The sequence below is a fragment of the Nocardioides sp. QY071 genome (assembly GCF_029961765.1).
In the GTDB taxonomy this organism is placed as follows: Bacteria; Actinomycetota; Actinomycetes; order Propionibacteriales; family Nocardioidaceae; genus Nocardioides.
The window spans coordinates 4,716,658-4,728,880 of record NZ_CP124681.1 but is presented as its reverse complement, the minus strand read 5'-3'; the positions used below and the strand labels follow the sequence as shown (position 1 = coordinate 4,728,880).

Here is a 12,223-nt window from a genome sequence, read left to right as displayed (position 1 = left end):
CCACCCACCGATGGGTCGGGGCTGAGCCGAAGCAGGTGATCGGCCCGGTCACGGATACCCTTGGGGCCGTGGCCGACACCGCTTCCGCACCCGTACGTTCCGCACTCGACACCGTGGCCGTGGCGGCCGGTGACCCCGACCGGGAGCAGCCCTGGTCCGAGCTCGGCCTGAAGGCCGACGAGTACGAGCGGATCCGCGAGATCCTGGGCCGTCGCCCCACCGGCGCGGAGCTGGCGATGTACTCGGTCATGTGGAGCGAGCACTGCTCCTACAAGTCCTCCAAGGTGCACCTCAAGCAGTTCGGCGAGATCCCGCAGGAGACCCCGATCGGCCCGATGCTCGCGGGCATCGGCGAGAACGCCGGCGTCATCGACATCGGCCAGGGCTACGCGGTCAGCTTCAAGGTCGAGAGCCACAACCACCCGTCGTACGTCGAGCCCTACCAGGGTGCCGCGACCGGTGTCGGCGGCATCGTCCGCGACATCATCGCGATGGGTGCGCGTCCGGTCGCGGTCGTGGACCCGCTGCGCTTCGGCCCGCTCGACGCCGACGACACCCACCGCGTGCTGCCCGGGATCGTCGCGGGCGTCGGCGGCTACGGCAACTGCCTGGGCCTGCCCAACATCGGCGGCGAGGCCGTCTTCGACGAGACCTACCTCGGCAACCCGCTCGTCAACGCGGGATGCATCGGGGTGCTGCGCCACGAGGACCTCCACCTCGCCAAGGCGTCCGGAGAGGGCAACCTCGTCGTCCTGTACGGCGCCCGCACCGGTGGCGACGGCATCGGCGGTGTCTCGGTGCTCGCCTCCGAGACCTTCGACGCCGACGGCCCGGCCAAGCGCCCGAGCGTCCAGGTCGGCGACCCGTTCATGGAGAAGCTGCTCATCGAGTGCACGCTGGAGCTGTTCCGGGCCGGCGTCGTCGCCGGCATCCAGGACCTCGGCGGCGCGGGCCTGTCCTGCGCGACCTCCGAGCTGGCGTCCGCCGGCGACGGCGGCATGCACGTCCACCTCGACAAGGTGCCGCTGCGCGACTCGACCCTCTCGCCCGAGGAGATCCTCATGAGCGAGAGCCAGGAGCGGATGATGGCGGTCGTCGAGCCCGGCGACATCGCCGCCTTCCTGGCGATCACCACCAAGTGGGACGTCGAGGCCTCGGTCATCGGCGAGGTCACCGAGACCGGCCGCCTGGTCATCGACTGGCACGGCGAGACCGTGGTCGACGTGCCCCCGCGGACCGTCGCGCACGACGGCCCCGTCTACGAGCGCCCGTTCGCCCGCCCGGAGTGGCAGGACGCGCTGCAGGCCGACGGTGCCGAGAAGCTCGCCCGGCCCACCACCGGCGACGAGCTGCGCGCCACCCTGCTCCAGCTGGTCGCCAGCCCCAACCTGTGCGACAAGTCGTGGATCACCGACCAGTACGACCGCTACGTCCAGGGCAACACCGTCCTCGCGCAGCCGGCCGACTCCGGCATGGTCCGCGTCGACGAGGAGACCCACCTCGGGGTGTCGATCTCCACCGACTGCAACGGCCGCTTCGCCAAGCTCGACCCGTACGCCGGCGCCCAGCTCGCGCTCGCCGAGGCCTACCGCAACGTCGCCACCGGCGGCGCGCTGCCGCTGGCGGTCTCCGACTGCCTCAACTTCGGCTCGCCCGAGGACCCGGCCGTGATGTGGCAGTTCGCCGAGGCCTGCCGAGGCCTGAAGGACGCCTGCCTCGAGCTCGGCATCCCGGTCACCGGCGGCAATGTCAGCCTCTACAACCAGACCGGCGAGACCGCGATCCTGCCGACCCCCGTCGTCGCCGTGCTCGGCGTGATCGAGGACGTGCGTCGTCGTACCCCCTCGTCCTTCCAGGCCGCCGACGAGCGGATCGTGCTGCTCGGCACCACCCGCGAGGAGCTGTCCGGCTCGGAGTGGGCCAACGTCGCCCACGGCCACCTCGGCGGCCTGCCGCCGCAGGTCGACCTGCGTGCTGAGCGCAACCTCGCCCGCCTGCTCAAGGACCTCGTCGGCATCGCGACCAGCGCCCACGACCTCTCTGACGGCGGCCTGGCCCAGGCCCTCGCCGAGGCGGCGATGGTCAGCGGGATCGGCGCGCGGGTCGAGCTCGAGGGCGACGCCTTCGTCGGCCTGTACGCCGAGTCGGCCGCCCGCGCGGTCGTCACCGTCGCCGCCGGCGACCTCGACGAGCTGCGTGCGCTGTGCGCGCGCCACGACGTCCCCCTGACCGAGCTCGGCACCACCGGTGGCGACGTGCTCGCGGTCGAGGGGCAGTTCGAGGTGGCGCTCGGCGAGCTGCGCGACGCGTGGAGCGCGACGCTGCCCACCGCGCTGGGCTGAGCCGAATCGACCGGGCGCGCCTACTTCAGGCGCGCCGTGGCGTTGACCTTCAGGTCCAGGGTGTCCGTCGCCTCGCTGCCGCCGAAGACGGTGGCCAGGCGCAGGTCGAAGTCCTGCTCGATCGCCAGCGCCCGCGAAGGCTTGCCCTCGACGTCGAAGACGACCTTGAACTCGGTGGTGCAGGCGCCGCTGTTGGTCAGGTCCGGGCAGGCGGTGTTGGTCGAGTTCCGGATCACGTGAGCGGCCTCGACGTCGCCGAGCCGGTAGCTGCTCTCGACGTTGTCGGCGTAGTAGACCGCACCTGACTTGAGGTCGTCGGCGACCTCGGTCCAGCGGCCGAGCGTGGTCCGCACGGTCACCACCCGCCAGCTGTGGCCCTCCGCCGCCCAGGCGTCGCCGGCGTACGGAAGGTCGACCGGGCGGGTCACGGTGCAGGTGAACTCCGGCGCGCGCGGCGTCGTCCGCCCGAACTCGACCTCCGGTGAGCACGGGAAGCGCTTCGCGCGGGGCTTGGTGATGTCGTAGAGCGGGGCCGCTCGGCCCTCCTCGACCTCGCCGCTGGCCAGGTCGACCTTCTGGGTGACGCCGTCGAAGTCGACGTCGAGCTTCGGGTCGGCGCCGGTGCCGGACACCAGCACGTAGAACGAGCTGGAGCCCTCGCCCGTGAGCTCCGGGGCCGGGATCCGGTACGACGCCCCGTCGGCCACCAGGTCGATCACCGGGCTCGCATCGGTCGTGAGGTAGCCGGACAGTGCGCCGAAGGTGGCGGCGTCGTACTGCCAGGTGATCGGCACGAACGCACTGCCCTCCGGGGCCACGACCTTCGCGACCTGGCGGGTGTCTGCTGCCGAGATCTCCGTGACCGGCCTGCCCGCGGTCACCTCGAGGCGCCCCACCGGCAGGGCCACGACGGACTCGACGCCCTGTCCGGAGAACTGGGCGTCGTCCGCAGCGGCCACCACGTCGCCGACCTCGATCCCGCTGTCGCCCCCGCACGCAGCGAGGACGGGCGCGAGCAGGAGCAGACCGAGCAGGCCCGTGGAGCTGCGACGAAGGAGCATGGGCCCCATTGTGGTGGTCGCGGTCACGCGGCGTGTGCGGGACTCCGATCCGGAGGGGTGAGCGGTGTCCACCGCGAGGGCCGCGGCACCGCACGGACCGACCGCGACAAGGTGGGCACGAGCGCGACGGCAGCGGTCAGCGCGCCGAGGGCGAGCACGGCGTCCCGGCCGCCGAGCAGGGTGAGCAGCGCGCCGGCCAGCGCGGGGGCGAGCGGGATGGTCAGCATCGACACCGCCTGCATCGACGCCTGCATCCGCCCGACCAGGTCGGGCGGCGTGATCGCGAGGCGGTACGAGCCGAGGGCCGCGTTGCCGGCCGGGTTGAGGAGCATGCCGGCCGAGGAGGCGAGGGCGAGCGACCACGGGTGGTTCCACAGCGCGAGGGGTACGGCGAGCGGCACGAAGCTCCACGCCACGACCACCACGAGTGCGCCGGTCGCGCACCGCTCGATGAGGACCGGCGCGGCGAGCGCGCCGAGGATGCCGAAGGTGCCGATCGCGGTCTCCGCCAGCCCGATCTGCCAGGCCGGGAAGCCGGCCTCGACCAGGCGCAGCAGTGCGACGAAGAAGAGCGCGTTGACCACCAGGTTGGCCGCCGGCGACCAGCACAGCACGATCCGCAGGAACCGGTGGCCCCACAGGAACCGCAGGCCCTCGCCGAGGTCCCGCAGCGGGCGGCCGGGGACGCCCGGGGCGGCGGTCCGCGGCTCGGGGGAGAGGTCGGTGCGGACCCGGCCGAGCAGCACCCAGCTCAGCGCGTAGGTGACGGCGTCCGCGGCGAACGGCGCCCACCGCGCGACGCCGTACAGCGCGCCGCCGAGGGGACCGCCGAGCAGGCTCGCGATGTGCTGGCGCGCCTGTTGCTGGCTGAGCGCGGTGGGCAGCTCCACGCGGTTGACGACCCGGCGGATCGCGGAGTTCTCGGCCGGGAGGAACAGCCCCGCGACCAGGCCGCTGGCGACGGCGACGGCGAGCAGGTGGGGGAGGGCGAGCCGGCCGGCCACGCCCGCGGCGACCAGTGAGGCGTGCAGGACGACGCCGGCGCCGAGGGAGAGGCGCATCAGGCGCAGCCGGTGGTACCGGTCGGCGAGCACGCCCGCGGGCAGCAGCATCACCACCATGCCGAGCAGGTACGCCGCCTCGGCCGCCGCGGCCCACAGTGCCGACCCGCTGAGCGCATAGGCCACCAGAGGCAGCGCGAAGGTCGTGATGCGGGTGCCGAGCTCGGAGACGGTCGCCGCGATCCAGAGCGCGGTGAAGTCGTGGTTGCGCGCCAGCGAGCGGTAGGACGACATTCCCGCACCATATGTTGCGCAATACATATTGCGCAATGAGTCCTGCGGATGTCGGTAGGGTGGTGCCATGGTGATGTACGACGACCCGCGGATCCTCCGCGCGATCGCGCACCCCACCCGCAACCGGGTGCTCCACGAGCTCTCCGCGGCGGGCTCGATGCGCGCCGCCGACATCGCCCGGGTCCTCGACATCCCGGCCAACCAGGCCAGCTTCCACCTGCGCCAGCTGGCGAAGTACGGCCTGGTCGAGGATGACCCCGACGCCGCGCGCGACCGCCGCGACCGGGTCTGGCGGCTGGTCGACCCCGACGGGATCCGGTTCCGCACCGCCGACATGCTCGCCCAGCCGGGTGGCCGTGCGGCGTACGCCGTCTTCCGGCGCAACGCCGTCGCCCACGGCCAGCACCTCGTCGAGCGCGCCTTCGCCGTCGCCGACGACGCCGAGCAGCCGGGCCGTAGCGTCTCGGAGTGGTCGCTCCTGCTCAGTCCCGACGAGGCCCGCGAGCTGATGGACGAGCTCATCGAGGTCGTCGAGCGCCGGCGCGAGGCCGGCCGCGAGCACGGTCCCGGCGAGGGGCGCGAGACCTACTCGGTGCTCCAGCTCATCCAGCCCTACCCCGAGGACCTCTGACATGCCCGCCCGGCTCAAGCCCGCCCCTGCCGCCGAGGTCGCCGCGGCCCTGGCCCGCCTCGATGCGGGTACGGCGCAGCGCGCCGACCTGCGGCTGCTCACCAAGCACTTCCTCGCCCTGCTCGAGACCCTCGCCCCGGGCCGCTCGGTCGAGGTCCGGGTGCCGCCGTACGCCGCCGTGCAGGTGATCGAGGGCGTGCGGCACACCCGCGGCACCCCGCCCGCCGTCATCGAGACCGACGCCGCCACCTGGATCGCGCTCGCGACGGGCCGGCTCGCGTGGACCGACGCCGTCGAGAGTGTGCGGGTGCAGGCCAGCGGGGAGCGGACCGACCTGACGCCCTACCTGCCGCTGGGGTAGGTCTCAGCCCTCCAGGGCGTCGGCCAGCGAGTCCGCCTCGTCGCGGGTCAGGTCGCCGGCGATCTGCACCTTGCCGTCGGTGATCGCGGACTGGATGACGGGCGCGGTGACGATCCGCCCGCCGGTCACGATCGCCACCTGCTGCTGGGTCCCGACCAGCTCGCGGGTGATGGCCTCGAAGGTCGTTGTCGCCTCGTCGTCGAGCTCGACGGCAACCGTCCAGCCGCCGCCGTCGGGGCTCATCGCAGCCTCGGCGTCCTCGACGCCGCCGACGATCTCGGCCGCCGCCAGCCGGTGGGCGGTGCCCTCGTCGTCGCAGGCGATCGCCTCCGCCGCCGGGTCCGGCTGCACCGCCGGGCCCGGCTGCACCGCCGGGCCGGGGCAGGCGTCGGTCGTCTGCTCGAGGACGCGGCGGAACTGCACGGGCTCGGCCGGCGTACCGCCGTTGCCGCGCTCGTCGTCGCTGTCGTCGCCGTTGTCGCCGCCGCCGCACGCGGCGAGGGCGAGGACGAGGGTCGCCGCGGTGGTCATGGCCGTGAGGGTCCGAGAAGGTGCCATGCCTCGATGCTGCCCCATAGATTGGCGGGCATGACCGGACCCGTCTCCACCACCGACCTGCGTACGCGCCTCGCCGAGATCCTCCCGGGTGTCCGATCGGACCTCGAGGCCCTCGTCCGCATCCAGTCCGTCAGCGCCGACCCCGCCCGCCTCGACCAGGTCGAGGTGAGCGCCCAGGCCACTGCTGACCTGTTCGCCGCGGAGGGCGTCGACGTGCGGATCGTGCGCGCCTTCGACGGCGCCCCGCCCGCCATCATCGGGGAGAAGAAGGGGCCCGAGGGTGCGCCCACGGTGCTCCTCTACGCCCACCACGACGTGCAGCCCGAGAACGACCACGCCGAGTGGGACTCCCCGCCGTGGGAGCCTACCGAGCGCGACGGCCGGCTCTACGGCCGCGGCGCCGCCGACGACAAGGCCGGCATCCTCACCCACGTCGCCGCGCTGCGGATGCTCGGCGACGACCTGCCGGTCACCGTCCGGCTGTTCATCGAGGGCGAGGAGGAGGTCGCCAGCGCGACCCTCCCGCAGCTGCTGCAGAAGTACGTCGAGGAGCTGCGCTCCGACGTCATCGTGATCGCCGACTCCGGCAACTGGGACATCGGCGTCCCGGCGCTCACCACCAGCCTGCGCGGCCTGGTCCGCGTCAACGTCGAGGTCCGTACCCTCAGCCACGCCGTCCACCAGGGCATGTGGGGCGGCCTGGTCCCCGATGCCCTGATCACCCTGTCGCGGCTGATCGCGAGCCTCCACGACGACGCCGGCAACGTCGCTGTCGCGGGCCTGCACTCCGGGCCCGCCGCTGACGTCGAGTACCCCGAGGAGCGGCTCCTCGCCGAGTCCGGGGTCGCCGAGGGCGTCGAGTGGATCGGCTCCGGCCCGGCCGTCGAGCGGCTGTGGACCAAGCCCGCGCTGTCGGTCATCGGCCTCGACGCCCCCAAGGTCGACGGCTCGTCCAACACCCTCATCCCGTCGGCCCGCGCCCGCCTCGCGCTGCGCACGGCGCCCGGCGAGACCTCCGAGAACGCCCTCGCCTGCCTGCGCGCCCACCTCGAGAAGCACGTCCCGTGGGGCGCGCAGCTCACCATCGACGTCGTCGACACCGGCGAGCCGATCGCGCTCGAGGTCACCGGTCCGGCGTACGACGCCGCGCGGGCCGCGTTCACCGAGGCCTGGGACGGCACCGCCCCGGTCGACATGGGCGTCGGCGGCTCGATCCCGTTCATCGCGGAGTTCCTCGAGTCCTTCCCGCAGGCCTCCGTGCTGGTGACCGGCGTCGAGGACCCCGACACCCGCGCCCACGGCCCCAACGAGGGACTGCACCTCGCCGAGTTCGAGAAGGTGCTGCTCGCCGAGGCGCTGCTGCTGCGCAACCTCGGCGCCTGACCTCGCGTCGAGTTGCCCCTGACTCACCGTTGAGTTGCCGCATCCTCACGTCCGAGTTGCCACTTCGATCGGCCGCCGGCGCAGGAATCGGCAACTCAACGGTGAGGATGCGGCAACTCAACGGTGAGGATGCGGCAACTCAACGGTGAGGATGCGGCAACTCAACGGTGAGGGCGGGGCAACTCGAACTGGCTTAAGTGCAGTGATTCGCTAGACTCACTCGCATGACGGCGACGAGCATCCCGACGGCCACCCCGACGTCCCCCCGCACGCGGACCCGGGTGGCGGTGATCGGCGGTGGCGCGAGCGGGGTCCTCACCGCCATCAACCTGCTGGTGCGATCCGACGACCCGGGCCTCGAGGTCGTCATCCACGAGGCCAGCGGCATCGTCGGCCGGGGCGTCGCCTACGGCACCAACGACCGGCGCCACCTGCTCAACGTCCGCGCCCGGCACATGAGTGCCTTCCCCGACGCGCCCTCGGACCTGCTCGACTGGGCGCTGCGTACCGGTCGCAGCAGCGACCCGCAGGGCTTCCTGCCGCGCGCCGACTACGCGATCTACCTCCAGGACCGGCTGGCCGACGTCGCCGACGACCGGCTCCGGATCCGCGCCGGCCGGGTCCTCGACGTCGTCCCCACCGGCGCCGGCTTCGAGGTCGTCACCGAGCGGTCCGCCGCGCACGCCGACGCCGTCGTGCTGTGCCACGGGAACCAGCCGCCCCGTCCGCTCGCCACCGCGGGCGGGGCGGCTCTGCCCGATGCGCCCTGGCATGTCGCCAACCCCTGGGAGCTGGCGCGGCTGCGCGCCCTCCCCGCCGACGCCCGCGTGGTCGTCGTCGGCACCGGGCTGACCGGCATCGACACGACCATCACACTGCTCGAGGACGGCCCGGCGCGCCACGTCACGCTCGTCAGCCGCAACGGGCTGCTGCCCAAGCCGCACGTCGGCCAGGCCCACACCGCCTGGGTCACCAAGGTCCCCGACGACGCCGTCACCGCCGACGGCATCGCCGCGGCGCTCGCCGACGAGTGCCGCGCCGCCGCCGAGCGCGGGGTCGGCTGGCGTGCGGTCGTCGACGGCCTGCGTCCGCTCACCCAAGAGCTGTGGCGCCGCCTTCCGGTAGCCGAGCGCCGCCGCTTCCTCGACGTCCACGCCCGGGACTGGGAGGTGCGCCGGCACCGGATGGCGCCCGAGGTCGCGCTGCGCCTCCAGTCCTACCGGTACGACGACCGGCTGGCCGTCCACGCCGGCAGCCTGCACGCCGTGGAGGACCTCGGCGAGCGCTGCCGGGTCACCACCGCACCCGGCCACGCACCGGTCGACGTCGACGCGGTCGTCAACTGCACCGGCCCGCTGCCCGACGTACGCCACAGCTCCGACCCGCTCCTGCGCGCCCTCGTCGCCCGCGGCACCGTGACCCCCGATCCCCTCGCGCTCGGCATCGACGCCACCGTCGACGGAGCCGTCCTCGGGGCCGACGGCCGGGTCGTCGACGGGCTGTTCGTGGTCGGCCCGCCGCGCAAGGGCACGCTGTGGGAGTCGACCGCGATCCCCGAGATCCGGGGGCAGGCGGCACAGGTCGCGACGGCGGTGGTGCAGCGCACGTCTCGGAGCATCGTCGCGAACTGAGCGATCCGCGCCCCGGCCGGTAGGCTTGCGCAACGTGTGCGGAGTCTTCGGTGTATGGGCCCCGGGTGAGGACGTCGCGAAGCTGACGTACTTCGGCCTCTACTCGCTGCAGCACCGCGGGCAGGAGTCCGCGGGCATCTCGGTCAGCAACGGTCGGCAGATCCTCGTCTACAAGGACATGGGCCTCGTCTCCCAGGTCTTCGACGAGAACACCCTCGAGTCGTTCGCGGGCCACCTCGCGGTCGGTCACTGTCGCTACTCGACCACGGGCGCGAGCACGTGGCAGAACGCGCAGCCGACCTTCCGGCCCACCGAGGACGGCTCGATCGCGCTCGGCCACAACGGCAACCTGATCAACACCGCGCACCTCGCGGAGATGGTCCAGGCGCTGCCGAGCGAGGACGGCGAGCTCGACATCCACGCCCACAACCTCGAGTCGTCCACCAACGACACGAGCCTGGTGACCGCGCTCCTCGCGCACCACCCCGACCAGTCGCTGGAGGCTCGCGCGCTGGAGCTGCTGCCGCAGGTCGAGGGCGCGTTCTCGTTCGTGTTCATGAACGAGAACACGCTGTACGCCGCCCGCGACCCCGAGGGCATCCGGCCGCTCGTGCTGGGCCGCCTCGAGCGGGGTTGGGTCGTCGCGAGCGAGGACGCCGCCCTGGCGACCACCGGCGCGAGCGTCGTGCGGGAGGTCGAGCCGGGCGAGCTGATCGTCATCGACGAGGACGGTCTGCGCTCCCACAAGTTCGCCGAGCCGCGCCGCAAGGGCTGCGTGTTCGAGTACGTCTACCTCGCCCGTCCCGACGCCACCATCGCCAACCGCAGCGTGCACGAGGCGCGGGTCGAGATGGGCCGCCAGCTCGCGCGCGAGTTCCCGGTCGAGGCCGACCTGGTCATCCCGGTCCCCGAGTCCGGCACCCCTGCCGCGTCCGGCTACGCGCTGGAGAGCGGCATCCCGTTCGGCCAGGGCTTCGTCAAGAACGCCTACGTCGGCCGCACCTTCATCCAGCCCTCGCAGACCCTGCGCCAGCTCGGCATCCGGCTCAAGCTCAACGCGCTCGAGCACATGATCCGCGGCAAGCGGATCGTCGTGGTCGACGACTCGATCGTGCGCGGAAACACCCAACGCGCCCAGGTCCGGATGCTCCGCGAGGCCGGCGCGCTCGAGGTCCACGTCCGGATCTCCTCCCCGCCGGTGAAGTGGCCGTGCTTCTACGGCATCGACTTCGCGACCCGTGCCGAGCTGATCGCCAACGGCCTCGACGTCGACGAGATCGCGGCCAGCGTCGGCGCCGACAGCCTCGGCTACATCTCGCTCGAGGGCATGGTCCAGGCGACCGGCCAGCCGCAGAGCACCCTGTGCACCGCCTGCTTCACCGGCGACTACCCGATCGAGCTCCCCGACGAGAGCCTGCTCGGCAAGCACCTCCTCGAGGCCACGCTCACGCCGAGCACCCACGGCGAGGCCCTCCCTGTTTTCAACAATCCGTGATCGAGGAGAACCGTGGCTGACAATGCAACCGGGGCCTACGCCCGTGCCGGTGTCGACATCGAGGCCGCGGACCGCGCCGTCGACCTGATGAAGGAGTGGGTCGCGAAGTCCCGCCGTCCCGAGGTGCTGGGTGGCCTGGGCGGCTTCGCCGGCCTCTTCGACGCCTCGGCACTGAAGAAGTACGAGCGTCCGCTGCTCGCGACCTCCACCGACGGCGTCGGTACCAAGGTCGACATCGCGCGGAAGATGGACAAGCACGACACGATCGGCTTCGACCTCGTCGGCATGGTCGTCGACGACCTCGTGGTCTGCGGTGCCGAGCCGTTGTTCATGACCGACTACATCGCCACCGGCAAGGTCGTGCCCGAGCGGATCGCCGCGATCGTCAAGGGCATCGCCGAGGCGTGCACCGAGGCGGGCTGCGCGCTCGTCGGCGGTGAGACCGCCGAGCACCCCGGCCTGCTCGCCCCCGACGAGTACGACGTCGCCGGCGCCACCACCGGTGTCGTCGACGCGCACCGCCTGCTCGGCGCCGAGAAGGTCGCGGAGGGCGACGTCGTCATCGCGATGAAGGCCTCCGGACTCCACTCCAACGGCTACTCCCTGGCCCGGCACGTCTTCTTCACCGAGCTCGGCTGGGAGCTCGACCGTCAGGTCGACGAGCTCGGCTCGACGCTCGGCGAGGAGCTTCTCGTGCCGACGAAGATCTACGCGAAGGCCTGCCTCGCGCTCGCCGACGCGACCGGCACGCACGCGATGGCCCACATCACCGGTGGCGGACTGGCCAACAACCTGGCCCGCGTCATGCCCGCTCACCTCAGCGCCACGCTCGACCGCGCGAGCTGGACCCCGCAGCCGATCTTCGACGTCGTCCGCACGGCGGGCGGTGTCGACCAGGCAAGCCTCGAAGCGACCCTCAACTGCGGCGTCGGCATGGTCTCCCTCACCCCGGCCGCAGAGGTCGACGCGGCGATCGCCACGCTCGGGGAGCACGGCGTCCAGGCCTGGGTCGCGGGCGAGGTCGTGGCCGGCGACGGCAGCGTGACGCTGGTCGGTCAGCACCCCGCTTGGTGACCTGCGCCTCATCCGCGCGCGCCACGCGTGCGGATGAGGCTCCCAGCGTGCGGGAACACCCACCGGCCATGTACCGTTGGACCCACGAGACTACGTATTCAGCAGTCCGGGGCCCGGAGGGCTACCGGCCAAGTGTGCGAGGGGGCTGGACCCTATGGGCCGCGGCCGTGCGAAAGCCAAGCAGACCAAGGTCGCTCGCGACCTGAAGTACCGCACTCACGAGACTGACCTCTCGGCGCTGGCGGCGGAGCTCCATGGAGAGCCCGCATCGTCCAGCGCCGACGAGGTGGAGCCCGAGGTGCTCGACAAGTGGTCGGACTACGCCGACCGCCGCGACTGAGCTGAATGGCGCGAGCGCGTCGCTCGTTCCTCGCGCCGCGCTGCCGCGCCGC

11 protein-coding genes are annotated in these 12,223 nt (G+C 72.6%); 8 read left to right on the top strand and 3 right to left on the bottom strand.

Annotated elements, in window-relative coordinates:
- Nucleotides 1-68: 68 nt before the first annotated feature.
- Nucleotides 69-2,342 (top strand): phosphoribosylformylglycinamidine synthase subunit PurL, encoded by a 2,274-nt coding sequence (purL, locus tag QI633_RS22865; RefSeq protein WP_282427169.1) that lies wholly within the window; start codon nucleotides 69-71, stop codon nucleotides 2,340-2,342.
- 20 nt (nucleotides 2,343-2,362) lie between these two features.
- On the opposite strand, the gene QI633_RS22860 is transcribed toward purL, so the two are convergent.
- Nucleotides 2,363-3,403 (bottom strand): hypothetical protein, encoded by a 1,041-nt coding sequence (locus tag QI633_RS22860; protein ID WP_282427168.1) that lies wholly within the window; start codon nucleotides 3,401-3,403, stop codon nucleotides 2,363-2,365.
- 23 nt (nucleotides 3,404-3,426) lie between these two features.
- Complete coding sequence (locus QI633_RS22855) at nucleotides 3,427-4,698, bottom strand: MFS transporter (protein ID WP_282427167.1); 1,272 nt, start codon at nucleotides 4,696-4,698, stop codon at nucleotides 3,427-3,429.
- Nucleotides 4,699-4,765: 67 nt separating this feature from the next.
- Here QI633_RS22855 and QI633_RS22850 point away from each other — a divergent pair, with 67 nt between their 5' ends.
- Together QI633_RS22850 and QI633_RS22845 are read left to right on the top strand one after the other, a co-directional pair.
- Nucleotides 4,766-5,329: a helix-turn-helix domain-containing protein gene (locus tag QI633_RS22850; protein ID WP_141797223.1), complete on the top strand. Its 564-nt coding sequence runs from the start codon at nucleotides 4,766-4,768 to the stop codon at nucleotides 5,327-5,329.
- Between the two features lies 1 nt (nucleotide 5,330).
- The gene (locus QI633_RS22845; protein WP_282427166.1) at nucleotides 5,331-5,690 is read left to right on the top strand and encodes a sterol carrier family protein; all 360 of its coding nucleotides are present in this window, start codon (nucleotides 5,331-5,333) and stop codon (nucleotides 5,688-5,690) included.
- A gap of 3 nt (nucleotides 5,691-5,693) precedes the next feature.
- On the opposite strand, the gene QI633_RS22840 is transcribed toward QI633_RS22845, so the two are convergent.
- Entirely contained in the window at nucleotides 5,694-6,221 is a 528-nt protein-coding gene (locus tag QI633_RS22840) for a hypothetical protein (protein ID WP_282427165.1), read from the bottom strand.
- Between the two features lie 57 nt (nucleotides 6,222-6,278).
- Here QI633_RS22840 and QI633_RS22835 point away from each other — a divergent pair, with 57 nt between their 5' ends.
- The 5 genes from QI633_RS22835 to QI633_RS22815 all read left to right on the top strand — a co-directional run bounded on the left by QI633_RS22835 (nucleotide 6,279) and on the right by QI633_RS22815 (nucleotide 12,171).
- Nucleotides 6,279-7,631 (top strand): dipeptidase, encoded by a 1,353-nt coding sequence (locus QI633_RS22835; protein ID WP_282427164.1) that lies wholly within the window; start codon nucleotides 6,279-6,281, stop codon nucleotides 7,629-7,631.
- A gap of 224 nt (nucleotides 7,632-7,855) precedes the next feature.
- Nucleotides 7,856-9,262: an FAD/NAD(P)-binding protein gene (locus QI633_RS22830; RefSeq protein WP_282427163.1), complete on the top strand. Its 1,407-nt coding sequence runs from the start codon at nucleotides 7,856-7,858 to the stop codon at nucleotides 9,260-9,262.
- A 25-nt stretch (nucleotides 9,263-9,287) separates the two neighbouring features.
- Nucleotides 9,288-10,757, top strand: a complete 1,470-nt coding sequence (gene purF, locus QI633_RS22825; protein WP_141797227.1) for an amidophosphoribosyltransferase — start codon at nucleotides 9,288-9,290, stop codon at nucleotides 10,755-10,757.
- Between the two features lie 12 nt (nucleotides 10,758-10,769).
- Nucleotides 10,770-11,831, top strand: a complete 1,062-nt coding sequence (gene purM, locus QI633_RS22820) for a phosphoribosylformylglycinamidine cyclo-ligase (RefSeq protein ID WP_282427162.1) — start codon at nucleotides 10,770-10,772, stop codon at nucleotides 11,829-11,831.
- 154 nt (nucleotides 11,832-11,985) lie between these two features.
- Entirely contained in the window at nucleotides 11,986-12,171 is a 186-nt protein-coding gene (locus tag QI633_RS22815) for a DUF3073 domain-containing protein (protein ID WP_141797229.1), read from the top strand.
- The last annotated feature ends 52 nt before the right edge of the window (nucleotides 12,172-12,223 follow it).